Raw genomic sequence first — 22,977 nt, forward strand, 5'->3', positions numbered from 1 at the left:
TTATCGTCTATAGCGCCTATGAACATCATCCCCAAGCCCATTTCCAATACCTTCAATCGTTTCGTCGAGTCGGAAAAAGCCGGCGGCATCCTGCTGATCGTCTGCACCATCGTCTCACTGCTGCTGGCCAACTCGCCGGTGGCTGCGCCGTATCTGCAATTCTGGCACCTGCCGCTGGCCGGCCTGTCGGTCGAGCTGTGGATCAACGACGCCCTGATGGCGATCTTTTTCCTGCTGATCGGCCTGGAACTGCAGCGCGAAATCCAGAGCGGCGAGCTATCGACGATCCGCAGCGCGCTGCTGCCGATGGTGGCTGCTGTCGGCGGCATCGCCGTGCCCGCGCTGATCCACTTTGCCCTCAACGGCGGCACGCCCAGCCAGGCCGGTATGGGTATCCCGATGGCCACCGACATCGCTTTTGCGCTGGCGGTGCTGATGCTGCTCGGCAGCGCAGTGCCCACCTCGTTGAAGGTCTTCCTCACCGCGCTGGCGGTGATGGACGACCTGGGCGCCATCATCGTCATCGCCGTGTTCTACACGTCCGCGCTAGCGCCGTGGTACCTGCTCGGAGCGCTGCTGGTGTTTGCCGCGCTGTTCGTTATGAACCGGGTGCTGCGCGTGCGCGCGCTGTCGCCATACCTGGTCGGCGGCGCCGTGATGTGGTTCTTCATGCTCAAGTCCGGCGTGCACGCCACCATCGCCGGTGTGCTGCTGGCGTTCGCCATTCCCTATTCGACCAAGGACGAGGACCAGGAGTCGCCGTCGCACCGGCTCGAGCACTTCCTGCACACGCCGGTGGCGTTTATCATCCTGCCGATTTTCGCGCTGGCCAATACCGGCATCGTCATCGGCGCCGGCTGGATGCAGGAACTCGCTTCCCATAACAGCCTGGGCATCCTGGCCGGGCTGGTGCTGGGCAAGCCGCTGGGCATCGCGATCGCCTGCCTGCTGGCAGTGACCGTGGGCCTGTGCACACTGCCGTCGGACCTGAAATGGCGCCACGTGATTGGCGCCGGCATGCTGGGCGGGATCGGCTTTACCATGTCGATTTTTATTACCAACCTGGCCTTCGCCACCGACCCGGCGCTGATCAACGCCTCCAAGATGGCGATTTTGCTGGCATCCCTGGCCGCCGGCGTGGCGGGCTTCATCTGGCTCAAGCTGTTTGGCAAGCCGGCCAACGCGCAATGACGGGCGGCTGGTTCGACACCCTGCGCCAGCTGAACCTGGCGTGGTTCTCGCTCATGAATGCGGAGGCCGGCCTCGATGGCTGGCAACTGGCCGGCGCGCTGTTCGCGGCAGAGCGGGTGATCCTGCTGGCGCCTGCGGCGCTGGTGGTGCTGTGGCTGTCCGGCCGGCGCGGTGCGCGCCACGCGGCCGTGGAGGCTGCGCTGGCGGTGCTGTGCGGCTTGAGCATCAGCGGCGCTATCGGGGCACTGTGGTTCCATGGCCGACCGTTCGCAGTCGGCATCGGCGAGTGCTTCCTTGACCATGCGCCCACCAGTTCCTTCCCCAGCAACCACGGCACCATCATGCTGGTGTCGGCCCTGATGCTGGCCACCAGCGCGGCGCCGCTGGCCCGGCGCTGGGGACTGGTGCTGTTGCCGCTGGCGGTGCTGGTGGCGTGGTCGCGGGTGTTCGTGGGCGTGCACTGGCCGCTGGACATGCTGGGCGCTGCAGTGCTGGCGCTGGCGCTGGTAGCCGTGTTCCGGTTGCACCGCCTCGGCGCAATGAGTGCGGTCGTTACCGGATGGGGCGTGGCGGCCTACCGCCGTTTGCTCGCGCCGCTGATTGATCGGGGATGGTTGAGACCGTAGTTTGGTTTTTTGGTGGATAATACAAATGTTGCCATTTGCGCCAGCGGATTCCACGCGACGCCAACGACACCTATCCAGCGTAGCGCCGGATATTGATTCTAACAATTGCGGTCGCGGACTTGTGCCGACGGCCCGCATTTCTAACGAGACTGCCAACGACATGAATATTTCCATCAGACCCGCAACGACGATCCTGCTCTCCACCCTGGTCGGCCTGTCCGCCTGCAGCCAGATGCCAGCCGGCGACAAGGCTGCTTCAGTCTCCGCCTCGCGCGCATCGTTCGGCACCTTGTCGAACGGCGCCAAGGTCGAAGCGGTCACCCTGAAAAACGCCGCCGGCATGTCGGCCACGCTGATTTCATACGGCGCCACCGTGCAGAGCCTGCGCTTCCCCGACAAGCAGGGCAACGCCGCCGACCTGGTGGTCGGCTACGACAACCTGGCCGGCTACGAAACCACCCCCGGCTTTACCAACGTGACCGTGGGCCGCTACGCCAACCGCATTGCCAAGGGCACCTTCGCACTCGATGGCAAAGCGTATCCGCTGTCGCAGAGCGAACCGCCGAACACCCTGCACGGTGGGACCATCGGCTGGGACAAGCGCAACTGGGTCGTCAAATCGGTGGACCAGACTGCCGACAAGGCGTCGGTTACCTTTACCCTCACTTCGCCGGACGGCGACCAGGGCTTCCCCGGCACCGTGATGGCCGACGTCACCTACGAGCTCAATAACAACAACGACCTGACCATCCGCTACGGCGCCACCACCGACAAGCCCACGGTCGTCAACCTGACGTACCATAGCATGATCAACCTGTCGGGCATTCCGGCTTCGCGCCTGGCCACCGACGCCGATCTGACCATCGAATCGGACGCCATCCTGCCGGTCGATAAAACCCTGATCCCGACCGGCACCCCGCTGCCGGTAGCCGGCACGCCGTTCGATTTCCGCAAGCCGGCCAACGTGACCGAGCGCGCCCGTGCCGAGCATCCGCAGCTGGCGCTGGCCAACGGCGGCATCGACCACAACTACATTCTGCGCGGCGGCAAAACCGCCACGCCAAAACCGGCCGTCACGCTGGAAGACCGCCATTCCGGCCGCGGCCTGAAAATCGCCACGACCGAACCGGGCATGCAGGTCTACACCGGCAACTTCCTCAAGGGTGAAATCGTGGGCAAGGGCGGCCAGCGCCTGACCAAGTACCAGTCGATCAGCTTCGAGGCGCAGGGTTACCCTGATGCGCCTAACCAGCCGGCATTCCCGTCCACGCGCCTCGATCCGGGCCAGAACTATGCCCAGACCACGGTGTTCCACTTCTACCTGCTGAAGTAAGCCACGCTGTAAGCCATTACTGCGGCGCCACGTAGTTCGATTCAGTGGCCGGCGGCGCCGCAGGTGATAACAGCTTGCCGGTGTCGGTGTCGTAGCGGAAGGTCTCCACGATCTGCCCGGTCGCCACGCGCAGGATGCCGCCCTCCAGGTCGTCGGTGACGTCGATGCTCACCGGCGCCTGCCGTGCGCACGCGACGGCGGCGCCGGTCTCGAATCCTTTGCCGGCCTGCGCCGGCTTGATCAGGCAAGGCGCCGCCCCGACCGCCACTCTGCCCAGCTCCAGCCACCCCTCGGGCGTGATGCGGTGCCGGTAGATCGGCCGTCCCCGCACATCCATGGTCGTAAACGTTTCGCCACGGCGGTAGGTGCGTGCCGGACCATTGATACTTTTTACCCCCACCACGTTGTGCGTGAGCAGGCCTTGCCCGTCAATGTAATAGTGACCGATCTGGGTGCCGGCGTTGAGCGGCCAGCGCAGGTGCATATGCATGTGCGGCGGGGCGTCGGTGTGGCCGTGCGGGTAGTTGGTGTCGAAGCCCATCACCTGGATCGCGCCCAGCTTTTCCTGCGCCACGAACTCGCCCAGGCCCGTGCGTCGTATTACTTCGCGCTGGGCGAACTGCAGGTTGTCGGCCGCGCGTCGTTGCCGGGCGGGGAAGGCGCCCTGCGCATAGGCGCCGGCGCGGCGCGCGACGTCGGCATGTTCGAAGCGCAGCACCATGCCAGGTTCGACGATGTGGGTGGCAAATTCCCCTGCCGTGACGGCGTCGCTGGCGACTGGCGGCATTGCCACCGTGACGATATCGCCGTCAGCCGAAAATGGCAGGTCGCCGCTTTCGAGCACCACGCGCTTGACGGCGCCGGGAGCGGCGCGGAAGCGCAGCGCCAACGTGCGCCGCGCAGGCAGCGCCAGGGCCACCAGGGTTTCGCGGCGGTTGTCGCGGGCCAGGGCAGGGTCGTTCAGCACCGTGCAGGCCGCGCAGCTGTCGGCCAGCAGCGCAACCGGCGCCATGTTGTCGTCATCCGGTTGCTTGACGAATTTGAGCACTACCGTGACGCGGTCCGATGGAATAGTGGGATCGGCTTGCGCGTCATCGGCCCACGCCGGCGCCGTGCCAGCGATCAGCGCGCCGGCCAGCAGTGCGGTCGGCAGCTGCCACACGAGGGGCAGGCGCAAGGGGGCTAACCGGCGCGCCATCACAGGTCCGCCTCGTAGGTCAAACCGACAAACACCGTGCGGCCCACCGGGAAGTAGTTATTGAGCAGTTCGCGGTTGGCGCCCTGGCGCACCACGAACGGTGCGCGGGTCAGATTCTGGCCCTGCACCACCGCGCGCAGCGAGCGGCTGAACTGGTAGCTGGCCTGCACATCGACCTGGTTGCGCGCCATCGCCACCAGGTCGCGTTCGCTGGTGTCCTGGTCCACCGATTCCAGCGCCTTGCCAATGCGGTTGTACGACAGCCGCACGTCGAGCGGGCCGGCCGCATACGACAACGTGGCGTTGGCGATGAAGTCCGGCTGGTGGATCAATCCGGACGAGCGGCGCGTGGCGGGGCCGCCGTTGGCGATACTGGCGCCGCTCATCGGCTGGTTGAAGAAGCCCTTGAGCCAGGTGATGTTGGTGGAAAAACCCAGCCCGCGCAGCTCGCGCGGCAGAAACATAAAACGGTCGGCGACGTACTGCAGTTCGATGCCGCGCAGGCCGGCCTTGGCGGAGTTGAGCGGCTGCGCGATGGTCACCTGCGAGTAGGTGCGGCCCTGGTAATCGGTGGCGGGGCCGACGGCGCTGGTGGTAAAAATCTCGTTGCGGATGTCCTTGTAAAACGCCGCCGCAGAAACGACGCCGCCGCGCGGCAGATACCATTCGTAGGCCACATCGTAGTTCCACGCTTCGCGCGGCGCCAGCGCCGGGTTGCCCTGGTTGACGGTCAGGCTGCCATCGGTGCCGACCGCGAAGGTCCGGCGCGCGGCGTACTGGGCAAAGTCCGGGCGGCCAATGGTCTTGCTGACGCCGCCCTTGAGGCGCATGTCGGCGCTTAGCTGGTACGTGACCAGTACCGATGGCAGCAGGAAGCGGTAGTCGCCGTTGCGGCTTGATGGCGTGTAGGCAGTGCTGCCGGCTGCGGTAGGCGCCTGGTAGCCGTCCACTTTCACATCGGTGCGGTCTTCGCGCACGCCGGCCAGCAGCATCCAGCGCTCGCTTTGATAGATGCCTTGCGCGTAGGCCGCTTTCACTTTTTCGGTGTCGCGGTAGTCGTCGCCGAAATTGTTGGCCAGCTGGTTGGTGGCGATGAACGACGATGCGTAGGTATTGGTCAGCTGCGCCGCGCGCTGGCGGTCGGGCAGCAGGTAGCCGGCCTGCGGGGTTTCGTAGGTGGGGAAGCTCGACGGAATCAATACATTGGCCAGCGAGCCGATGGCTTGCTGGGCTGCAGCGTCGCGGGGCACCAGTTCCTGGTAGCGCACGTCCCAGGCCTGCCTGGTCTTCGTGAGGTTGACGCCCAGGTTGAAGCCGAAGCCGCGATCGCCGGGTTTGAAATTGTGCTTGTAGTCGGCGCGCACGAAATCGACGTTGTTATCGAGGTCGCGGTTGATGTCGCGCCAGTACAGGCCCTTGTAGCTGGCCGGGTTGGTGGCGGTCTGCGGATTGTCGAAGGCCAGGCGCGGCGCGCCGCCGGCCAAGGTGTACGAATACGCCAGCGCCGGGAGATACTGGGCGGTGGTGGTGCCGGCCCTGGGGTTGGTGGTGTACTTGATCATCTGGCGGTACTCGCGGTAGGTCGCCTTCGATGATGACGCGGTCACGCCGATGTCGGCATCGGCGCCCGCCTCGAACAGTCCATCCACCGTAAACAGGTTGGTGCGGCGCTTGACCGGCTGGTAGGTGAACCCCTGCTGGACGTCGCCCAGTGCGAAGCGCCCGCCGGTGGCGGTGAGCCCTACTGGCGCACCGGGGCTGGTCAGGGTTTCGTAGCGGGTTTCGGTGTCCTTGTCGGCATAGTGGCCCGCAAAAGCCGAGACGTGGCTGCGTGCGCCGAACCGGTATTCGAGCTTGGTATTGAGGCTGGCGCGTTCGCGCAGGTTGTCGAACGCGTAGTCCTGGTTGCGTACCGGCGCCTGCTGGCCGGTGGCAGACAGGTTGCCAAACGGCGTGCGGGCGCCGCTGGCGGTGTAATACGTCCAGCCGGCGCCGGCGGTGTCGCCGGGCAGTTCCGAAAAGGCGCTCGAGGGCAGTCGTTGCAGTTCGCCCGAGACCACGATGCCGAACTGGCGGCGGTCGCCGAAGATGGCGGCGCCGGTGGCGTCGGCGCGGCCCGAGTTCTTTTTGCCGGACAGGAATTTTCCGGCGCTGGAATTGCGTCCGGCAAAGGCGTTGGCGACAAAAAAACGGTCCTGATCGCGCGCAAACGCACTGCGGCTCACCAGGTTGACCTGGCCGCCCAGTGCATGCGGATCGTATTCGGCGGTGACGGTCTTGATGGCCTGGATTTGCGATACCAGTCCCGCCGGCAGCATCTCCAGCCGCGCGCCCCGGTACGTCTGGTCGGCCGAGGCGATCGGCACGCCATCGACGGTGACCAGGTTGTAGCGGCTGTCCAGGCCGCGGATGGTGGCGCGCTGGTAGATGTCGCGGTTCTTGGTGGCGTCGCCGCCGCCTACCACCGACAGGCCCGGAATGCGGCGCGCCGCTTCCACGATATTGAAGTCGGGCAGTTGGCCGATGTCGTCCTGGCTGACCGCGTCCACGATCTGGCGCGTAGCCTTCTTGGTCTGCACGGTGGCGTGTTCGGCGGCGCGCAGGCCGCTGACGACCACTTTCTGCACTTCGGTTCCCGGTTCAGGTTCCGGCTCCGGTTGTTGTGCACGGGCGGGCAGGGTCATCAGGACCGCCGCCGCCAGCGGCAGCAATGGGAGGGAAGTAAGACTGTTTTTGATACGCATATGACTGCTCCAGGGAGGCTGATTCGATAAGGTCCGGTTACTGTTCCGGTCGGTGAGGATCGGAGAAAATGGTAGCAACGATGAACCGGCCCCGAAGGCCTTTAACAGTCAGGTTTAACGGTGAAAAGGCACGGCTATTTGATGCGCACGCCGATGACCTGGACGTCGGTGGTGCCGGACGCGCGCAGCGCGCATTGCAGCAGGATCTCGAACGGCCGCACGCTGCCGTCGGGCCGTACGGCCCCGGCCAAAACAGCGCGCAAGCGCTCGCGGTTGAGCAGGAAATCCATGGCCGCCTCGGTGCCGACCGACGAGGTGCCGCCGATCATCAGTACGTGGCCATTGCCGCTCAGGTTGGGGGTGTAGGCCAGCACTGCAAAGCCGTGTTTTTCGCGCTCGGCGCCGGAAAATTCGTACAGCGCGCGCTCGCCGCTGGTCGGGGTGTCGTTGCGCACCAGGATTTTGTCGTTGGGGATGTCGAGGTCGATGTGGTAGTTCAGGCGGTCGCGAAACAGCGATACCCACGGGTTGGCGTCGGCGGTGCCCACCAGTACCGCGTTGGACTGCTTGAGTTCATTGAGTTGCAGGTCGCGCGCGTAGCGCACCCGCAGGCCGTGCGGCGCGTTCGCTGCCAGCTTGCCCAGCTCCACCGCCAGCGTCACCGAGATCACGCCCGTGTAGCGGCGCCAATGGAAAGGTGGCGGCGCCGGGCCATGGGCGTTGTTTGCAGCGGCGTCGAAGCGCTTGGCGATGTAATCGTCGAGCGACACCTGGCGGCCGATGGCTTTCTGGTGCATCACCAGTTCCGAGTCGGCGGGGACGAACAGCGTTTCGTGGCCGGCAGACAGCAGCGAGCTCCAGAAGGCGTCCACCGGGTCGGCAGGTTTTTCGGGCGCGGCGAGCGCGCCGACGATCACGGCCAGCAGCAGGGCGGCAAAGGCGCCGAACAGGGTGCGGTATCGATGGGCGGTGATCAGGTTGCGCCAGCGTTTGGGGGCGGCCGCCAGCACCGGCGGTGCTGTGGCTGACGTATCGGCAGGATCGAGCACGAAGGGCGCCGGCGCGGGCGTAACGGTATTGGCGACAAACACCGGGCTGTAAGAGCCGCGCGGAATGGCGATGCGTACCGGGTCGCTCAAACCTTCGCTCTCGTAATATTTTGCCAGGCGCTTTCTCAGCATCGCCGCCGTGGTGCGCACGATGGTGTCCTCGGCCGGTATGTAGTTGTCGGGCCGGCCGAAGACGTGGATGCCGATGTGCTGCTCGGTCAGCCGCACGCCTTTTTGCGTGAGCACCGCCTCGCACACGTAAGCCAGAAACGCCGACAGCCGTTCGCTACGGGCGAATTCGGCGCTTGCCAGTACTTTTTCCAATGCCACGCGTTCGGCCGGCGGCGCTTCCGGTTCCAGGTCCATCGGGACAGGATAGCAAACCGGTATGACCGGCACGTGACAGGCGTGCCGTCAGCGCACCGCGCATGCTGGCGTGCGCCGCGCCAGCGCGGTGGCGATACCTAAAAATGCTGACGAAGTGGTGGGCATCGAGCGCGTAGCGACTGCGCACCGGCGACTGGCGAACGAGGTCAAGCGGGACCTGCGGCAGCAGGCCGAATTGTTGAAAATTAAACCTGCTGCTGCGCCTGGTGGCGTTCGTGCACCTGGCGTAGTCGTTCGCGGCTGTTACTGAGGTGCGTGCGCATCGCCGCGCGCGCCGTTTCCGGCTCGCCGCGCGCAATCGCGTGATAGATGTCTTCGTGCTCGTTGGCCATGCGCGCCAGGTAGCGTACCGGGTCGTCCTCGGTCAGACGCACCGGGTCGATGCGCGCGCGCGGTATCAGGTTCGTGCCCAGGTGGTCGAGGATGTCGTGGAAGTAGCGGTTGCCCGAGAATTGGGCGACCAGCATGTGAAAGCGGATGTCGGCTGCCACCGTTTCCTGTCCCGCGCGGGCGGTGGCAATAAAAGTATCGAGCGCCGCGCGCAGTTCGGCCAGTTGCTCCGGCGTGCGTCGGCTGCTGGCCAGGCCGGCCGCCTCGGTCTCGATGCTGATGCGCAGTTCGAGTATGGCCAGCAGGTCGTGCACCGTGACCACGGTCGCCGGATCGAGGCCGAGCACCACGCCAGTACGCGGCGGCGCGCACACGAAGGTGCCGATGCCGTGCCGGGTTTCCACCAGCCCCGCTGCCTGCAGGTGCGAAATCGCCTCGCGGACCACGGTACGGCTTACGCCCAGCAATTCCATGAACGCCGATTCGGTCGGTAGCTTGTCGCCGACCTTGAGCGTGCCTTGCCGGGTTTGTTCGTTCACGTATGCGACCACGCCTTGCGCGAGGTTGCGGTGTTTTTTGGCGGGCGGCGGGGTGATGGCAGAGTTCATGGCTGAGGATCGTGAAAGAGTGAAGCTGGGGCGCAGGATAACATTTATCGATCCGCTTGCAGCGACTCGAACGCCACCACCTGCGCCCCCACGGCCTGGGCAAACGCCTGGTCGTGGCTCGACACGAATACCACCGCATTGGCGCTCTTTTCACGCAGCAGGTCGACCAGTACCGCGTGCGCATCGACATCGAGCCCGTTCGACGGCTCGTCGAGCAGCAGTACCGACGGATCGCCGATCCACGCTGCCGCCAGCATCAGCTTCTTTTGCGTGCCCAGCGACATATCGCCGCAGCGCGTGGCCAGGTGGCCGTCCAGGCCGAAGCGCTCGACCACCGCATGCACCTGCGGCGTGAGCTGGCAACGCTTGGCGTGGGCGACAAACGCCAGTAGCTCACTGCCGGTGATGAACGGGTAGATCGGACATTCGTCGGGCGCGTACGCCAGCCGCAATTTGGCCTCGACCGGTTGCTCATGCAGCGCATGGTTGTCGATCCAGACTGCGCCGCTGTCCGGCGGCGTCACGCCGGCCAGCACCCGCAGCAGCGTCGATTTGCCGATGCCGTTGGGGCCGCGCAGCATGTAGGCGCCCGGTGCGCAGGCCAGGTTGATCGAGCGCAGTATCTGCCGCGATCCATACGATTTACATACTTGTTCAACACGCAGCATGGCAGTCCTCAAGTCAGGCAGGCAAAGGTGGCGGCAGTCCACAGGCCGGTAACGACGGTGCCGATCACCACGGCGTGGCGGTCGGTATGCAGGTGCGGGAGCGATAATGCCGCCAGCAGCACGAGATACGACGCCACCGACGCCGCGCCGTGCCAAGGCGTGGTTGCGCCCATGTGCCAGGCAGCGATGGACAGGGCGGCCAGCAGCGGCAGGCAGCACGCGCCCACCACCGCCAGGTCGAACGGCCGCCACCAGCGCGGCGCCAGCGGCAGTGCGCCGAAATAGTCCACGCTGGCCACGTGCGTGAGGTGCAGGAAGCGCAGCATACCGCTCATGATCAGGACCACCACGCCTTGCGCAATCACGATCGTCGGGAAACTGCGGGCATCGCCCTCGAAGACGCGCGCCAGGCTCCAGGCGCCGGCCGTAATCAACAGCGCAGTCAGCGCCTTGCCGGTCAATTCATTGCGGCGCGCGCGCCAGAGCATTGCCAGCGACAGGCGCCACGGTCCGAAGCGGGTGACTGCGCCGTTGCCGGCATGGCTGATACGCGGCAGCGTAAAGCGCCTGCGCACGGCCGGATCGGGAGCAGGGGAGCCGCGCCACGCCGCTACCACTGCGCAGGCGCCCACCAGCAGCTCGACGGCTATCGCCGCCCGCGTGCCGAAACAGGCGGCCAGCAGCACGCACGCCGCCGCCAGCGCCAGGGTTTGCACGCTGGCCAGCCGCTGCTCCAGCACGGCCAGCTGTACTACGAGGGCCAGCACGATCACGTCGCCGAGCAGCAGCGTGTGCGCTAGCGGGCGCTGGTGGGCGATGGTCACCTCCATGGCGCCTATCGCCAGCAGCAGCAAGGGGCCGTTCGCCAGCACCAGCACCAGCACATCGACGTGGCGCAACTGGCGCGCGGTGTATGGGAGCGACTTGAGGAAGCCCATGAACGGCCCACCCTCGATCTGCGCGCGTTGCATGCCGGCCCAGAGGCCCGCGAACGCCAGCAGCGCGCCCAGGTGCACGCTGCGCTGGACCACGTCGTGGTGCGGCGCCAGCAGCGAAAGCAGGGGATAGGCCAGCGTGGCGATATTGCTGAGCAGCGAACTGCCCAGGGCAGCGCTCAAGCCGAAGAACAGCACGGCCGCCTGCCAGCGCCGCAGCAGCAGGCGCGCCGTGGTGACCGTGTACCAGCGCAGGCGGTGGGTAAGCAACGAGTTGGCGAAGATGGTGCGCTCCAGGTGATGGCGATGTCGCGCCGTCAGTTCAAGTTTGTTCCGGCGCAGCTGCCAACGGCAGGGCAGCAGCGAGCGTGGCACGCTCGCCGACCGCGCGCAGTTCCGGTCGCACCGGCAAATCGGCCGGCAGCTTGACATCCCACGCCAGGCCGGCGCACTGCATGCCGCGCAGCACCCACCATCCCGGATCCCATTCGCCTTCGGCAAGGCCAAGGCGGGCCGACCCCGGGTAAGCGTGGTGATTGTTGTGCCAGCACTCGCCCATTGTCAAGAGCGACGTGAGCTGGATGTTACGGCCCTGCACCGCGGCGCCTGTCACTTCGTAACGCATGCCGCCGTGGTTGTGGGCGAAGTAGCCGATCAGCCAGTGCCCGATCACGCCGGCCGTCACCCGCGCGCACACGCCCCAGAACACGAAGCCCCAGCCGCCCCACCAGTACAGCAGCAGTGCCGGCGGCAGCTGTTGCAGCATCCAGGTGCGCTCGAGGAAGCGGTAGAAGCGATCGCCGGCCACGCGCGCTTCGAGCTCGATGTGCGGGGGCGATGCCAGGTGCAGGTCGCAGTGCAACTGCCACCAGGCGTCAGTCCACAGGCCGCGGCCATGGCGCAGGTAGTCGTGGCACACGGGCAGGCGCTGGGCGTAGTCGCGCAGTTCGTGCTGGCGCAGCAGGCCGAGGGGACCGGCCAGGCCCACCTGCACGCCGAGATACACCAGCAGGTATTCGAGCCACTTCGGACACTGGTAGCTGTTGTGTATCAGCTTGCGGTGGCTGCCGAGCGAGTGCCCGAACAGCAGCACCACGCCCGTGGCGACGATGAAGACGACAAACGCGGCCACGCTGAAATACACGGTGCCGCCGATGATCGCGGCGCCGGCCATTCCGATCAGCCACAGCGATTTGACGGGCGCGTAACGCACTTCGCCATCGATCACGCACGCGTCGTCCGCGCAGCGCACCCGGTGTTGCAGCAGACTTGCCGCCCGTTCGGTCATGGTCATCCCCTGGTGAGTGTTCTACTGCTGGTCAGTTACCGGATTTTTTCAGTGCGCGCGACTCGCGCTTGAGCGGCCCGGCGACTGGGCACACTTCGAACGCATAGCCGGTAAGGGTGTTGACCAGGCGGTCGCGATTGAGCTGGTAGTAGACGAACTGGCCCTCGCGCTCGCGCGTGACCAGGCCGGCGTTTTCCAGGATGGACAGGTGGCGCGAGATGGCTGGCGCGCTCATGGAAAAGCGCTGCGCCAGGTCGGACGTGGACAGCCGCGCCTCCGACAGGTAGGCGAGGATTTGCCGGCGCGGGCTGGACGCCAGCGCTTCAAAAACAAGATCGAGGGCCATGAAAGGATTAACCTATTAACGAATTTGTTAATAGGTTAATCGTTGTTTTGAGCGATGTCAACGAAGTTATGCCGTTACCGGATTTCCAGTGCCGCGATCTTCGCCCCAGCGAGTTGAAAATCAAAACCCAGCACCACCGGGCTGCCGGGGAAATTACCCGACACTTCACCCTTGATCACGCAACCGCGCGCCGTCAGCGTGCAATCGAGCGGTGCGATGGTGGCGGCATACTTGGCACCGGTCGCGCGCTTCCAGGCGCGGATGGCGTCGTGGCCCTGGTGGCGTTCGTGCTCGTCGCGTACCTCGCCGTCTTCGCCAAAGCACGCTGCGACACCGTCGGCGTCATGGGCATTGTCCGCATTGAAATAATCCGCCACCACGGCTGGCAGTTCGATCATCATGTTGTTCTCCTGTGTGAGTTGTGCGAGTGATCATGGTATGCGGAAGGATTCGGGCACGATACGCGGTTTGCGGTATAAACTGTCAACTTAAAGTTAATAGTCAAACGCATGAAACCGTATTCGATGGAAGCGATCCGCATCTTCCTGGCCGTGGCCGAGGCGCGCAGCTTCACGGCTGCCGCGATCCGCCTGGGCGTCACGCCCGCCGCCGCCAGCAAGGCCGTCAAGCTGCTCGAGGCGCAGCATGGCGTGATGGTTTTTGTCCGCAATACGCGGCGGGTGGCGCTCACCGAAGCCGGCAGCGCCCTGTATGCCAGCCTGCTGGCGGCCACCGCCCAGATCGACGACGCCTTCCTGGCGCTCACGCGCTACCGCGACCGGCCTGCGGGCACCTTGCGGCTCACGGTGCCGCGCGCATTGGGCGCGTTGGTCCTGAAAGAACTGGCGCCGCGCTTTCGGCACGCCTATCCCGACGTGGCGCTCGATATCTCGCTCGACGATGGCGAAGTGGATCTGCTGGAACAGGGTTTCGATGCCGGCATCCGGCTCGGGCACCAGGTCGCGCAGGACATGGTGGCGGTGAGGCTGACCGAAGATCTGCACTGGTCGGTGGTCGCTGCGCCGGCGTACCTGGCTCGCGCCGGCCGCCCGAACATTCCCGAAGACCTGGTACGCCATGCCACCGTGCGCTATCGCTTTCACTGCTCGAAGGCGCTGGCGCCGTGGGGTTTCGTGCGCGATGGCGACCGCTTCCAGGTGGAGACCGGCCAGCAGCTGGTCGTCAACGACACCGGCCTGATCGCCGATTTTGCGCGCTCCGGGCTGGGACTGGCCTATTTGCCCGACATCGAAATCGCCGACGACCTGGCGGCGCGGCGACTCGAGCGCGTGCTGCAGCCGTTCGTGTCGCGCACTCCGGGGTTGTTCCTGTACTTTGCCGCCAAAACCCAGAGCCAGCCCAAGCTGCGCGCCTTCATCGACATGGCGACAGCCGGCGCTATTCCTTAGTGCCGCGGCCGGGCGAGCGCTATTTCGCCAGTCGCCGGTCGAATGAAAATGGCCGCAATGCCGTCAGTTGCACCTGCGGGTAGTCCGGGTGCAGCGGATTGATGACGAAGTTGGCTTCTTCCGGCACGATCACGGACGGAATTTTCATGGCCAGGGTGTCGCCGCGCCGTAGCCATTCGCCGCCGAACGATTGCGCGGCAGTGGACAGGGGCAGCGCATCCCACCCGTCTGGCAACACATTGTCGCCGGGCTCGTACACCGCGCTGTCATCGGGCAGGTCCACGGCCACCAGCAGCAGGGGCGGGCAGGGCGTTGTACCCAGGTGCACCAGCTTTTCAAGCGAGGTGATGGCGATGGTGCCGCCGCAATACAGCGCCGGCAAGCCGATCGGATTCCAGCGCCCGCCATACAAGGCCGCGCCGGCGCAATGCCGGTCGAGCGCGTATTTGCGGTGAGCAATGCGCCAGAGTCTCATAACGCACCGCCGGTGGCGATGGCGTTGAGCACCTGGCGTACCGCGATGGCGCCGGGCTCGGTATCGAGATAGTCCATCGGCGCGGTATCGTGGAAGGTCAGGTTGGGCGTGCGCAGCCAGGCTTTGGCGGCCTCCTCGTCGTCGAACACTTCCTGCGCCAAGCTCATCAGGTCCGCCAGCCGCCACATCCGCTCCGAAGCGGCTGCATCCATCAACGCACCTCGCTTGACCAGGGTGTGGGCGGTGGTTTCCGGCAGGCGTGCAATGCTGCGGATGCGCTGGGCCGGAACATCGAAATAAATGCCGGCGTCCTTGATCATGCCAGCTGGAAAACCTATGCGGATCGCGTCAACCGCATCGCTGCCGCCCGACAGGCGCATCAGTTCGGCGAAACTGGCCGGCTTGGCCTGGCTGGCCGGATCAGGGGGCGCGGTGCGTGGGGAGCGGGGAGCGCCAGTTCCGGTCCGGGCTTTGTCTGTCATGATAACCTCCGTATGGAAGTTTAGGTTATACCTTCTGGAGGTGGTTTGCAAATCTCGTTGCTTGATGCTTGCTCATACGCAAACCACGCAGCCGCGCCGATTTGACCGATAATGCTGTCACTCTCATTTTTAGCACCAGAATTGGAAGCCTCCCATGGAAATCAAGGTCAACTTTCTCGACAAGCTGCGGCTCGAAGCCAAGTTCGATGATTTTACGGTCATCGCTGACCAGCCCATCCGATACAAAGGCGACGGCTCGGCCCCCGGCCCGTTCGACTATTTTTTGGCGTCGTCAGCCCTGTGCGCAGCGTATTTCGTCAAGTTGTATTGCAACACGCGCAATATCCCGACCGAGAATATCCGCCTCTCGCAAAACAATATCGTCGATCCTGAAAATCGATATAAACAGATCTTCAAGATCCAGGTCGAGCTGCCAGCCGACATCTCCGACAAGGACCGCCAGGGCATCCTGCGCTCGATCGACCGCTGCACGGTCAAAAAAGTGGTGCAGGAAGGCCCCGACTTCGTGATCGAAGAAGTGGCCAACCTCGACGCCGATGCGCAGGCCCTGCTCACCCTCAATCCCGGCGCCGCCGTGCGCACCTTCATTCCCGGCAAGGACCTGCCGCTCGAGCAGACCATTGCCAACATGTCGGGCGTGCTGGCCAACCTCGGCATCAAGATCGAAATCGCCTCGTGGCGCAACATCGTGCCCAACGTGTGGTCGCTGCATATCCGCGACGCCCATTCGCCGATGTGCTTCACCAACGGCAAGGGCGCCACCAAGGAAAGCGCGCTGGCCTCGGCCCTGGGCGAGTACATCGAACGCCTGAACAACAACCATTTCTATGCCGGCAGCTACTGGGGCGAGGACATCGCCAACGCCGACTTTGTCCACTACCCGAACGAGCGCTGGTTCAAGCCGGCCCGCCGCGACAAGCTGCCGGCCGAGATCCTCGACGACTACACGCGCGATATCTACGACGCCGACGGCGAACTGCGCGGCTCGCACCTGATCGACACCAACTCCGGCAACACGGAGCGCGGCATCTGCGCGCTGCCGTACACGCGGCTGTCCGATGGCGCGACCGTGTACTTCCCGAGCAACCTGGTGGAAAACCTCTACGTCAGCAACGGCATGAGCGCCGGTAACACGCTGGTCGAAGCGCAGGTGCAGTGCCTGTCCGAGATCTTCGAGCGCGCCGTCAAGCGCGAAATCATCGAGGGCGAAATGGCCTTGCCGGATGTGCCGCAGGACGTGCTGGCCAGGTATCCCGGCATCGTGGCCGGCATCAAGGGGCTGGAAGAGCAGGGCTTCCCGGTGTTGGTCAAGGATGCGTCCCTGGGGGGCGTGTACCCGGTCATGTGCGTGACGCTGATGAACCCGCGCACCGGCGGCGTGTTTGCCTCGTTCGGCGCCCATCCGAGCCTGGAAGTGGCGCTCGAGCGCAGCCTCACCGAATTGCTGCAAGGTCGCAGCTTCGAAGGCCTCAACGACCTGCCGCAACCGACGTTCGCCAGCGAAGCGGTGACGGAGCCGAACAATTTTGTCGAACACTTCATCGATTCGAGCGGTATCGTCTCGTGGCGCTTCTTCAGCGCCAGGGCCGATTACGATTTCGTCGATTGGGACTTCTCGGGCAAGGGCGAAAACTCCAACGCCGAGGAAGCGGCCACGCTGTTCGGCATCCTCAAGGACATGGGCAAGGAAGTTTATACCGCCGTGTACGACGACCTCGGTGCGGTCGCCTGCCGCATCCTGGTGCCCGGCTATTCGGAAGTCTACCCGGTAGAAGACCTGGTCTGGGATAACACCAACAAGGCGCTGCTGTTCCGCGCAGATGTGCTCAATCTGCACCGGCTGGACGATGACGCGCTCGAAGCGCTGCTCGAACGACTGGACGACAACGAGCTCGATGAATACGGCGATATCGCCACCCTGATCGGCATCGAGTTCGACGAGAACACCGAGTGGGGCCAGCTCACCACGCTGGAGCTGAAACTGCTGATCAACCTGGCGCTGACAAACTTCGACGAAGCCAAGGAACTGGTCGAGTCCTTCCTGCAGTACAACGACAACACGGTCGAGCGCCGCCTGTTCTACCAGGCGCTCAACGTGGTGCTGGAAGTGGAGCTCGACGACGACATGGCGCTGGCAGACTACGAAGTCAACTTCCGCCGCATGTTCGGCGACGCGCGCATGGACGCGGTGCTCGGCTCCGTGGCTGGCACGGTACGCTTCCATGGTCTCACGCCAACGAGCATGAAGCTCGAAGGCCTGGACCGCCACGCGCGCCTGATCGACAGCTACAAGAAGCTGCACGCAGCGCGCGCCAGGGCGGCTGCACGCTAGGCCACGCGGCCGGCGCTGGCCCGCCGGCTCAACTGGCGGCTCAACCGGCAACTCAACTAGCAACTCAACTAGCAACTCAACTGGCTTCCTTTTGTGGCCTAGCTCCCGCCCACCTGCCGGTTCACCCGGCGGTTCATGGCGACGATATCGGCATGAGTGGGGGCGGGCCCCAGTTCTGCAAACAGCGCCGGCAAGCGATCGCGTTTGGCGGCCGCTTCGCCCTTGACGGCGGCCGCCAGCGCTGCGCGCATGGTGTCCGCATTGTCGTCGCAGCAGTAGGCCGGGGTTGACGGCTGCTGGCGCCACGATTCTTCCAGGGATCCCGCATCGACCGCATCGAAACCGATATCGTCGACCAGCGTCATGGCCGTCTGTTTGGCTGCCTCGTCGTCGCCAGCCACCGCAATCGCCAGGCGGTCGGTCGCACCGGCCGGTCGACCCAGTTCGGCCAGGCTGTAGGCCAGGATGTTGTTGAAGCTTTTGATCACCGGGCGGCCGATCTGCCGCACCACCCAGATGCTTTCCGCCGTTCCCTCGTCGATCTCCGCGATGGGCTCATCGCGCATGCCGGGATAGTAATTGCTGGTGTCGATCACGGCGACCGTGGGCGCGACTGCGTCGAACAGGCCGGCGGGCAGGTCGCGCATGGCCGGCAGCGGTATAGCCAGGATCACCACTTCCACGTCTTGGACCACATCTTGCAGGCTCGCTGCGGTGGCCTTGGCCGCGTCGGCCAGTTCGCGCGCGCCCTCGACGCCACGGGTGTTGGCGACGCGGACGTCGTGGCCTGCCGCAACCAGTTTGCGGGCGAGCGTGCCGCCGATATTGCCGGTGCCGATAATTCCGATGCGCATAATTCCTCCTGTGGGATTCTTCAAGCAGCCAGTTTAGGCAGTCCATGAGATAATGGGAAGTACCGACTAAAAAGTAAGTAGCTAACCAAAATGAGCCAGCAAGAACGCGTATGGAACTGCAGCGATCCCGAAAAACGCCGCGAATGGGCGGCCAGCACCACCGAAACGCTGCGCGTGCTGGAAGGGAAATGGAAGATCATCATCCTATGCCAGCTGTTCGCAGCCAAGGCGCCGCTGCGGTTCTCGGACCTGGAACGGCTGATCGACGGCGTCAATCAAAAGATGCTGATCCAGCAGCTCAAGCAGCTGGAACAGGACGGCATCGTGCTGCGCACGGTGTTTGCGCAAGTGCCGCCCCGGGTGGAATACGCGCTCACCGACATCGGTTTTGCGCTGGGGCCGTCGATGCAGGCGCTGATCGAGTGGGCCGAGATGCGTCGCTCCCGGTCCACTCCCCGAACTATCGCCTGATCACGCGGCCTTTGCCGGCGGCGCGATCTTGAACCAGATCGCATACATCGCCGGCAGGAACACCAGCGTGAGCACGGTGCCGGCGATGGTGCCGCCGATCAGCGTGTAGGCCAGTGTTCCCCAGAATACCGAGTGGGTGAGCGGGATGAACGCCAGCACGGCGGCCAGCGCGGTGAGGATCACGGGCCGTGAGCGCTGCACCGTCGCTTCCACTACCGCGTGGAACGGATCGAGTCCCGCCTTCTGGTTGTCGTCGATCTGGCCGATCAGGATCAGCGTGTTGCGCATCAGGATGCCCGACAGCGCGATCAAGCCCACCAGCGCATTGATGCCGAACGGCTGCCCGAACGCGATCAAGGTCGGCACGACGCCCATCAGGCCCAAGGGACTGGTCAGGAACACCATCACCATCGCCGCGATCGAGCGTACCTGGAAGATGATGATCAACAGGGTGATCGCCAGCATGATCGGGAACAGCGGCAGCATCGCCTTGGTGGCCTTGCCCGATTCCTCGATCGATCCAGCTTCAACGATGTGGTAGCCGCTTGGCAGTTTGGCGATGATCGTTTGCAGCTGGGCAGTGAGGGCGCCCGAAACGTCGGGCGGCTGCAGGCCGTCGGCGATGTCACCACGGACGGTCATCGTCGGTACACGGTCGCGGCGGCGCACCAGCGGTTCCTCGAACCGCACGTCCACCGTGCCCACCTGCGAGAGCGGAATGCGCTGGCCGTCGGCGCCCGACAGCGTGAAGTCGGCGATGCGGGCCGGGTCCAGTCGGTTGCCGCCGGCGGAGCGCGCCATCACCTGCACGGTACGGATATCCTCGCGCACCGCGGTCAGCGGCACGCCGCTGAGCAAAAACTGCAGTTGCTGCGCCACCGAGGTGGACGTCAGGCCCACTGCCTGCAAACGGTCCTGCTGCAAGGTGAAGTGCAGCGAAGGCGTGCGCACGCCCCAGTCGTTGTTCACGGTGCGCATCATCGGGCTCGCTTGGAGCACATGCTGCACCTCGGCCGCAATGTCGCGCAGCTTGGCCGGATCGGGGCCGCTCACGCGGTAGGCCACCGGGTACGGCGAGTACGGACCGAACACCAGTTGCGTCACGCGTACCTGCGCTTCCGGCGCGAGGCCGCCGGCAATGACCGTGCGCAGCCGCGTTTTCAGCGCGTCACGTTCGTCCTGGCTGTCGGTGCGGATGACGATCTTGGCGAACGACGGATCGGGCATCTCCGGTCCCATCGCCAGGTAGAAGCGCGGCGCGCCCTGGCCGATGTAGGCGGTGACGATTTTCGCTTCCGGCTGTTGGGCCAGCCACGCTTCCACCTTGGCGGTGGCGGCGCTGGTCTGGCCGATTGCGGTACCGAACGGCATCTGCACTTCGACCAGCACTTCCGGCCGGTCGGACACGGGGAAGAACTGCTTCTTGACCACGGCCATGCCGCCGACGGACAGCGCGAACAGTCCCACCACGGCGCCGGCAACGACCCACTTGCGGGCGATCGCGCGGCCCAGCAGGTCGCGGAAACGCTGGTAGCGCGGCGTGTTGTACATCGCTTCGTGGCCGCCTTCGACCTTTTTCAACTGCGGCAGCATTTTTACGCCCAGGTAGGGAGTGAACACCACCGCCACCACCCACGACGCGATCAGCGCGATGCCGACGATCCAGAACATATTGCTGGTGTATTCGCCTGCGGACGAGCGCGCAAAACCGTTGGGCATGAAGCCCACTGCCGTGACCAGGGTGCCGGCCAGCATCGGCGCGGCCGTGTGGCTCCAGGCGTAGGCCGACGCGGCGATGCGGTCGTAGCCTTCCTCCATTTTGACCACCATCATCTCGATGGCGATGATGGCGTCGTCCACCAGCAGGCCTAGTCCCAGGATCAGCGAACCGAGCGTGATGCGATCGAAGTTCTTGCCGGTTGCTGCCATCACGATGAATACCACCGCCAGTGTCAGCGGCACGGCGGCGGCGACCACGATGCCCACGCGCCAGCCCATGCTGACGAAGCACACCACCATCACCACCAGCAGCGCCACGAAGAACTTGACCATGAATTCATCGACCGACGCCCCGATATTGACCGCCTGGTCGGTGACCTTGGTCAGGCCCATGCCCAGCGGCAGTTCGGCATTGATGGCGCCCACTTCCGTGTCCAGCGACTTGCCCAGGTCCAGGCCATTCCAGCCGTCGCGCATCACGACGCCCAGCAACAGCGCCGGTTCGCCGCCGTTGCGCAGGATGAAGCTCGACGGATCTTCGACGCCACGCTTGACGGTGGCGATGTCCGACAGCTTCAGGGTGCGGCCCTGCACCACGATCGGCGTGTCGCGGATTTTTTGCAGCTGGTCGAACGCACCGTCGAGGCGGATGAATACCTGCGGTCCCCTGGTATCGATCGAGCCGGCAGGCGTCAACACGTTCTGGTTGTTCAGTGCAGCGAACACCTGCTGCGGCGCCACGCCCAAGGTGGCCAGGCGCTCGTGCGAGAATTCGACGTCAATGCGTTCCGGCTGCTCGCCGATGATGTTGACTTTTTTGACGCCCGGTACATGCAGCAGCCGCTGGCGCAGGGTTTCGGCGTCGCGCACCAGCAGGCGCTGCGGCTCGCCCTTGGCCTTCAAGGCGAACAGCGCAAACGTCACGTCCGCGTATTCGTCGTTGACCATCGGGCCGATCACGCCCTGCGGCAGGTTACCCGCCTCGTCGCCCACCTTTTTACGGGCCTGGTAGAACTGCTCTTGCACCTCGGCGGGGGGCGTGCTGTCCTGCAGCGTCAGCGTGGTGAAGGCGAGGCCGGGGCGGGTGTAGGTTTCGCTGCGCTCGTACCAGCGCAGTTCCTGCAGGCGCTTTTCAAGCTTTTCAGCCACCTGGTCCTGCATTTCCTGCGCGGTGGCCCCGGGCCAGGCGGTGATCACGGTCATCACCTTGATCGTGAAGGCCGGGTCTTCGGCGCGTCCGAGCTTGAAGAACGAGACCACGCCGGCGACCGAGATCAGCAGGATCAGGAACAGGGTAATCGCGCGCTCGCGCACGGCCAGTGCGGAGAGGTTGAAGCGACCCGCACTCATTGTTTGGCTCCGGTGGTGGTCGCTGGTGAGGCTGCTGCCAGCCTTACCGCTTCTCCTTCGCGCAGCAGGTGTGCGCCCAGCGCCACGATACGCTCGCCCGATTTAAAAGGTCCGGTGACAAAGGCGACGTCCTCGCCCAGGCGCTGCACGGCCACCGGTCGCCAGGTCACCTTGGCCGGTTGCCCGTGGATCAGCCACAGGCCCGGTCCCTTGCCGGCATCGTGCAGGGCGCCCATCGGTACCGACCAGGCGCCAACGTTTGCTTGCGTGTCGGCGCCGGTTCCGGCTTTCGCACCGGATGCCGCATCGGGCAGCGCGATGGTCACGGTCGCACCCAGTGGCGCTGCAGCCAGCGGGCCTTCCAGCACATAGCGCGCCTCGTAGGTACGGGTGGCGCGATCGGCAGTGTCGGACAGCTGGCGCAGGCGCGTGGGAACGGCTTGCCCGCTTTGGCCGAACAGCGTGGCCAGCCCGGTCGATCCCAACTGCGGGCGCAGGGTTTCGGGCAATGCGATCACGGCTTCGCGGCTGCCGGCGCGCGCCAGGCGCAGCACCGGCTGGCCGGCAGCGACCACCTGGCCCGGTTCGGCCAGGGTGTCCATGACGATGCCGTCGGCATCGGCCACCAGTTCGGCGTAGCGGCTGGCGTTGCGCGCCACTTCGGCCTGGGCTTCGGCTGCCTTCAGCTGCGCGTTTGCGGCATCCGCTGCGGCGGCTACCTGGTCGTAGGCAGAGGCGGAAATGGCGCCGGTGCCGCGCAAGTCGCGGTAGCGGGCTTCGTCTTGCGCGGTTTGCCGGGCGCGCGCCCGCGCGGCAGCCACCGCTTCCAGCTGGGCGGTGGCAGCCAGTTTCAGGTCGATCGGATCGATACGCATCAGCACCTGGCCGCGCTTGACCTGCTGGCCGGTATCGACCAGCCGTTCGAGGACTTTGCCGGCCACCCGGAACCCCGGTTCGCTCTGGACGCGGGCGGCGACCGTGCCGGTGAAGGTCCGCGCGCCGAGTGCGGCTGCGCTGAGCGTGGTGGTGCGCACCAGCGGCGCTTCGGTACGAGGATCGGAAGGTGGCGATTTGCCGCAGCCGGCCAGCAGCAATGCCAAGGTAGGCAGGCAAACGGCGGACAGGGCAGCGGTGGCGGCAAGGCGGCGAGGCATAGAAATC

The 22,977-nt window shown here is 65.2% G+C and carries 20 protein-coding genes; 6 read left to right on the forward strand and 14 right to left on the reverse strand.

Features of this window, described 5'->3' with window-relative positions:
• The first annotated feature begins 18 nt into the window (after nt 1-18).
• The 3 genes from nhaA (at nt 19) to J2X54_RS18100 (ending at nt 3,150) form a co-directional block, all read left to right on the forward strand.
• Complete coding sequence (nhaA, locus tag J2X54_RS18090) at nt 19-1,191, forward strand: Na+/H+ antiporter NhaA (RefSeq protein ID WP_310182428.1); 1,173 nt, start codon at nt 19-21, stop codon at nt 1,189-1,191.
• On the forward strand, nt 1,188-1,817 hold the full coding sequence (locus J2X54_RS18095) for a phosphatase PAP2 family protein (protein WP_310182429.1): 630 nt from the start codon (nt 1,188-1,190) through the stop codon (nt 1,815-1,817). The genes nhaA and J2X54_RS18095 overlap by 4 nt, the downstream gene beginning before the upstream one ends.
• A gap of 160 nt (nt 1,818-1,977) precedes the next feature.
• Nucleotides 1,978-3,150 (forward strand): aldose epimerase family protein, encoded by a 1,173-nt coding sequence (locus J2X54_RS18100; RefSeq protein ID WP_310182431.1) that lies wholly within the window; start codon nt 1,978-1,980, stop codon nt 3,148-3,150.
• 16 nt (nt 3,151-3,166) lie between these two features.
• Here J2X54_RS18100 and J2X54_RS18105 read toward each other — a convergent pair whose 3' ends face one another.
• The 9 genes from J2X54_RS18105 to J2X54_RS18145 all read right to left on the reverse strand — a co-directional run bounded on the left by J2X54_RS18105 (nt 3,167) and on the right by J2X54_RS18145 (nt 13,104).
• The gene (locus tag J2X54_RS18105) at nt 3,167-4,327 is read right to left on the reverse strand and encodes a hypothetical protein (protein WP_310182432.1); all 1,161 of its coding nucleotides are present in this window, start codon (nt 4,325-4,327) and stop codon (nt 3,167-3,169) included.
• Nucleotides 4,328-4,347: 20 nt separating this feature from the next.
• Nucleotides 4,348-7,092, reverse strand: coding sequence for a TonB-dependent receptor (locus J2X54_RS18110; protein WP_310182434.1), 2,745 nt, complete (start codon nt 7,090-7,092; stop codon nt 4,348-4,350).
• Between the two features lie 134 nt (nt 7,093-7,226).
• Nucleotides 7,227-8,507 carry a hypothetical protein gene (locus J2X54_RS18115; RefSeq protein ID WP_310182435.1) on the reverse strand — a complete coding sequence of 427 codons (1,281 nt, stop codon included), beginning with the start codon at nt 8,505-8,507 and terminating at the stop codon, nt 7,227-7,229.
• Between the two features lie 206 nt (nt 8,508-8,713).
• Nucleotides 8,714-9,466, reverse strand: a complete 753-nt coding sequence (locus tag J2X54_RS18120; RefSeq protein WP_310182436.1) for a FadR/GntR family transcriptional regulator — start codon at nt 9,464-9,466, stop codon at nt 8,714-8,716.
• Between the two features lie 44 nt (nt 9,467-9,510).
• The gene (locus tag J2X54_RS18125) at nt 9,511-10,134 is read right to left on the reverse strand and encodes an ABC transporter ATP-binding protein (RefSeq protein ID WP_310182437.1); all 624 of its coding nucleotides are present in this window, start codon (nt 10,132-10,134) and stop codon (nt 9,511-9,513) included.
• An 8-nt stretch (nt 10,135-10,142) separates the two neighbouring features.
• Nucleotides 10,143-11,339, reverse strand: a complete 1,197-nt coding sequence (locus J2X54_RS18130; RefSeq protein WP_310182438.1) for a hypothetical protein — start codon at nt 11,337-11,339, stop codon at nt 10,143-10,145.
• A gap of 52 nt (nt 11,340-11,391) precedes the next feature.
• A complete protein-coding gene (locus J2X54_RS18135) occupies nt 11,392-12,357 on the reverse strand; it encodes an acyl-CoA desaturase (protein WP_310182439.1) in 966 nt (321 codons plus the stop codon).
• Between the two features lie 31 nt (nt 12,358-12,388).
• Nucleotides 12,389-12,703 carry a metalloregulator ArsR/SmtB family transcription factor gene (locus tag J2X54_RS18140; RefSeq protein ID WP_070247886.1) on the reverse strand — a complete coding sequence of 105 codons (315 nt, stop codon included), beginning with the start codon at nt 12,701-12,703 and terminating at the stop codon, nt 12,389-12,391.
• A gap of 74 nt (nt 12,704-12,777) precedes the next feature.
• Complete coding sequence (locus J2X54_RS18145; protein ID WP_310182440.1) at nt 12,778-13,104, reverse strand: nuclear transport factor 2 family protein; 327 nt, start codon at nt 13,102-13,104, stop codon at nt 12,778-12,780.
• Nucleotides 13,105-13,212: 108 nt separating this feature from the next.
• On the opposite strand from J2X54_RS18145, the gene J2X54_RS18150 reads away from it, so the two are divergent.
• Nucleotides 13,213-14,112, forward strand: a complete 900-nt coding sequence (locus J2X54_RS18150) for a LysR family transcriptional regulator (RefSeq protein WP_310182442.1) — start codon at nt 13,213-13,215, stop codon at nt 14,110-14,112.
• A gap of 19 nt (nt 14,113-14,131) precedes the next feature.
• Here J2X54_RS18150 and J2X54_RS18155 read toward each other — a convergent pair whose 3' ends face one another.
• Both J2X54_RS18155 and J2X54_RS18160 read right to left on the reverse strand, forming a co-directional pair.
• Nucleotides 14,132-14,587, reverse strand: a complete 456-nt coding sequence (locus tag J2X54_RS18155; RefSeq protein ID WP_310182444.1) for an RES family NAD+ phosphorylase — start codon at nt 14,585-14,587, stop codon at nt 14,132-14,134.
• Entirely contained in the window at nt 14,584-15,069 is a 486-nt protein-coding gene (locus J2X54_RS18160; RefSeq protein ID WP_310182445.1) for an antitoxin Xre/MbcA/ParS toxin-binding domain-containing protein, read from the reverse strand. Before J2X54_RS18160 ends, J2X54_RS18155 begins: the two co-directional genes overlap by 4 nt.
• A gap of 154 nt (nt 15,070-15,223) precedes the next feature.
• Here J2X54_RS18160 and J2X54_RS18165 point away from each other — a divergent pair, with 154 nt between their 5' ends.
• Complete coding sequence (locus tag J2X54_RS18165) at nt 15,224-17,422, forward strand: OsmC domain/YcaO domain-containing protein (protein ID WP_310182446.1); 2,199 nt, start codon at nt 15,224-15,226, stop codon at nt 17,420-17,422.
• Nucleotides 17,423-17,520: 98 nt separating this feature from the next.
• Here the strand turns inward: J2X54_RS18165 and J2X54_RS18170 are convergent, their stop codons facing one another.
• Nucleotides 17,521-18,276 (reverse strand): NAD(P)-binding domain-containing protein, encoded by a 756-nt coding sequence (locus tag J2X54_RS18170; protein WP_310182447.1) that lies wholly within the window; start codon nt 18,274-18,276, stop codon nt 17,521-17,523.
• A gap of 90 nt (nt 18,277-18,366) precedes the next feature.
• On the opposite strand from J2X54_RS18170, the gene J2X54_RS18175 reads away from it, so the two are divergent.
• Entirely contained in the window at nt 18,367-18,747 is a 381-nt protein-coding gene (locus tag J2X54_RS18175; protein WP_310182448.1) for a helix-turn-helix domain-containing protein, read from the forward strand.
• Here the strand turns inward: J2X54_RS18175 and J2X54_RS18180 are convergent, their stop codons facing one another.
• Both J2X54_RS18180 and J2X54_RS18185 read right to left on the reverse strand, forming a co-directional pair.
• Nucleotides 18,748-21,816 (reverse strand): efflux RND transporter permease subunit, encoded by a 3,069-nt coding sequence (locus J2X54_RS18180; protein ID WP_310182450.1) that lies wholly within the window; start codon nt 21,814-21,816, stop codon nt 18,748-18,750.
• Nucleotides 21,813-22,970 (reverse strand): efflux RND transporter periplasmic adaptor subunit, encoded by a 1,158-nt coding sequence (locus tag J2X54_RS18185; RefSeq protein ID WP_310182451.1) that lies wholly within the window; start codon nt 22,968-22,970, stop codon nt 21,813-21,815. The genes J2X54_RS18180 and J2X54_RS18185 overlap by 4 nt, the downstream gene beginning before the upstream one ends.
• Nucleotides 22,971-22,977: the final 7 nt, after the last annotated feature.

It is taken from the genome of Duganella sp. 3397 (assembly GCF_031456625.1).
Lineage (GTDB): Bacteria > Pseudomonadota > Gammaproteobacteria > Burkholderiales > Burkholderiaceae_D > Rugamonas > Rugamonas phyllosphaerae.

What these genes read in the sequence shown, in the direction of transcription:
- J2X54_RS18115 (WP_310182435.1), bottom strand. Translation starts at nt 8,507, where the DNA reads ATGGACCTGGAACCGGAAGCGCCGCCGGCCGAACGCGTGGCATTGGAA.
- nhaA (WP_310182428.1), top strand. Translation starts at nt 19, where the DNA reads ATGAACATCATCCCCAAGCCCATTTCCAATACCTTCAATCGTTTCGTC.
- J2X54_RS18185 (WP_310182451.1), bottom strand. Translation starts at nt 22,970, where the DNA reads ATGCCTCGCCGCCTTGCCGCCACCGCTGCCCTGTCCGCCGTTTGCCTG.
- J2X54_RS18120 (WP_310182436.1), bottom strand. Translation starts at nt 9,466, where the DNA reads ATGAACTCTGCCATCACCCCGCCGCCCGCCAAAAAACACCGCAACCTC.
- J2X54_RS18110 (WP_310182434.1), bottom strand. Translation starts at nt 7,092, where the DNA reads ATGCGTATCAAAAACAGTCTTACTTCCCTCCCATTGCTGCCGCTGGCG.
- J2X54_RS18165 (WP_310182446.1), top strand. Translation starts at nt 15,224, where the DNA reads ATGGAAATCAAGGTCAACTTTCTCGACAAGCTGCGGCTCGAAGCCAAG.
- J2X54_RS18155 (WP_310182444.1), bottom strand. Translation starts at nt 14,587, where the DNA reads ATGAGACTCTGGCGCATTGCTCACCGCAAATACGCGCTCGACCGGCAT.
- J2X54_RS18180 (WP_310182450.1), bottom strand. Translation starts at nt 21,816, where the DNA reads ATGAGTGCGGGTCGCTTCAACCTCTCCGCACTGGCCGTGCGCGAGCGC.
- J2X54_RS18095 (WP_310182429.1), top strand. Translation starts at nt 1,188, where the DNA reads ATGACGGGCGGCTGGTTCGACACCCTGCGCCAGCTGAACCTGGCGTGG.
- J2X54_RS18150 (WP_310182442.1), top strand. Translation starts at nt 13,213, where the DNA reads ATGAAACCGTATTCGATGGAAGCGATCCGCATCTTCCTGGCCGTGGCC.
- J2X54_RS18175 (WP_310182448.1), top strand. Translation starts at nt 18,367, where the DNA reads ATGAGCCAGCAAGAACGCGTATGGAACTGCAGCGATCCCGAAAAACGC.
- J2X54_RS18125 (WP_310182437.1), bottom strand. Translation starts at nt 10,134, where the DNA reads ATGCTGCGTGTTGAACAAGTATGTAAATCGTATGGATCGCGGCAGATA.
- J2X54_RS18140 (WP_070247886.1), bottom strand. Translation starts at nt 12,703, where the DNA reads ATGGCCCTCGATCTTGTTTTTGAAGCGCTGGCGTCCAGCCCGCGCCGG.
- J2X54_RS18145 (WP_310182440.1), bottom strand. Translation starts at nt 13,104, where the DNA reads ATGATGATCGAACTGCCAGCCGTGGTGGCGGATTATTTCAATGCGGAC.
- J2X54_RS18170 (WP_310182447.1), bottom strand. Translation starts at nt 18,276, where the DNA reads ATGCGCATCGGAATTATCGGCACCGGCAATATCGGCGGCACGCTCGCC.
- J2X54_RS18100 (WP_310182431.1), top strand. Translation starts at nt 1,978, where the DNA reads ATGAATATTTCCATCAGACCCGCAACGACGATCCTGCTCTCCACCCTG.
- J2X54_RS18135 (WP_310182439.1), bottom strand. Translation starts at nt 12,357, where the DNA reads ATGACCGAACGGGCGGCAAGTCTGCTGCAACACCGGGTGCGCTGCGCG.
- J2X54_RS18160 (WP_310182445.1), bottom strand. Translation starts at nt 15,069, where the DNA reads ATGACAGACAAAGCCCGGACCGGAACTGGCGCTCCCCGCTCCCCACGC.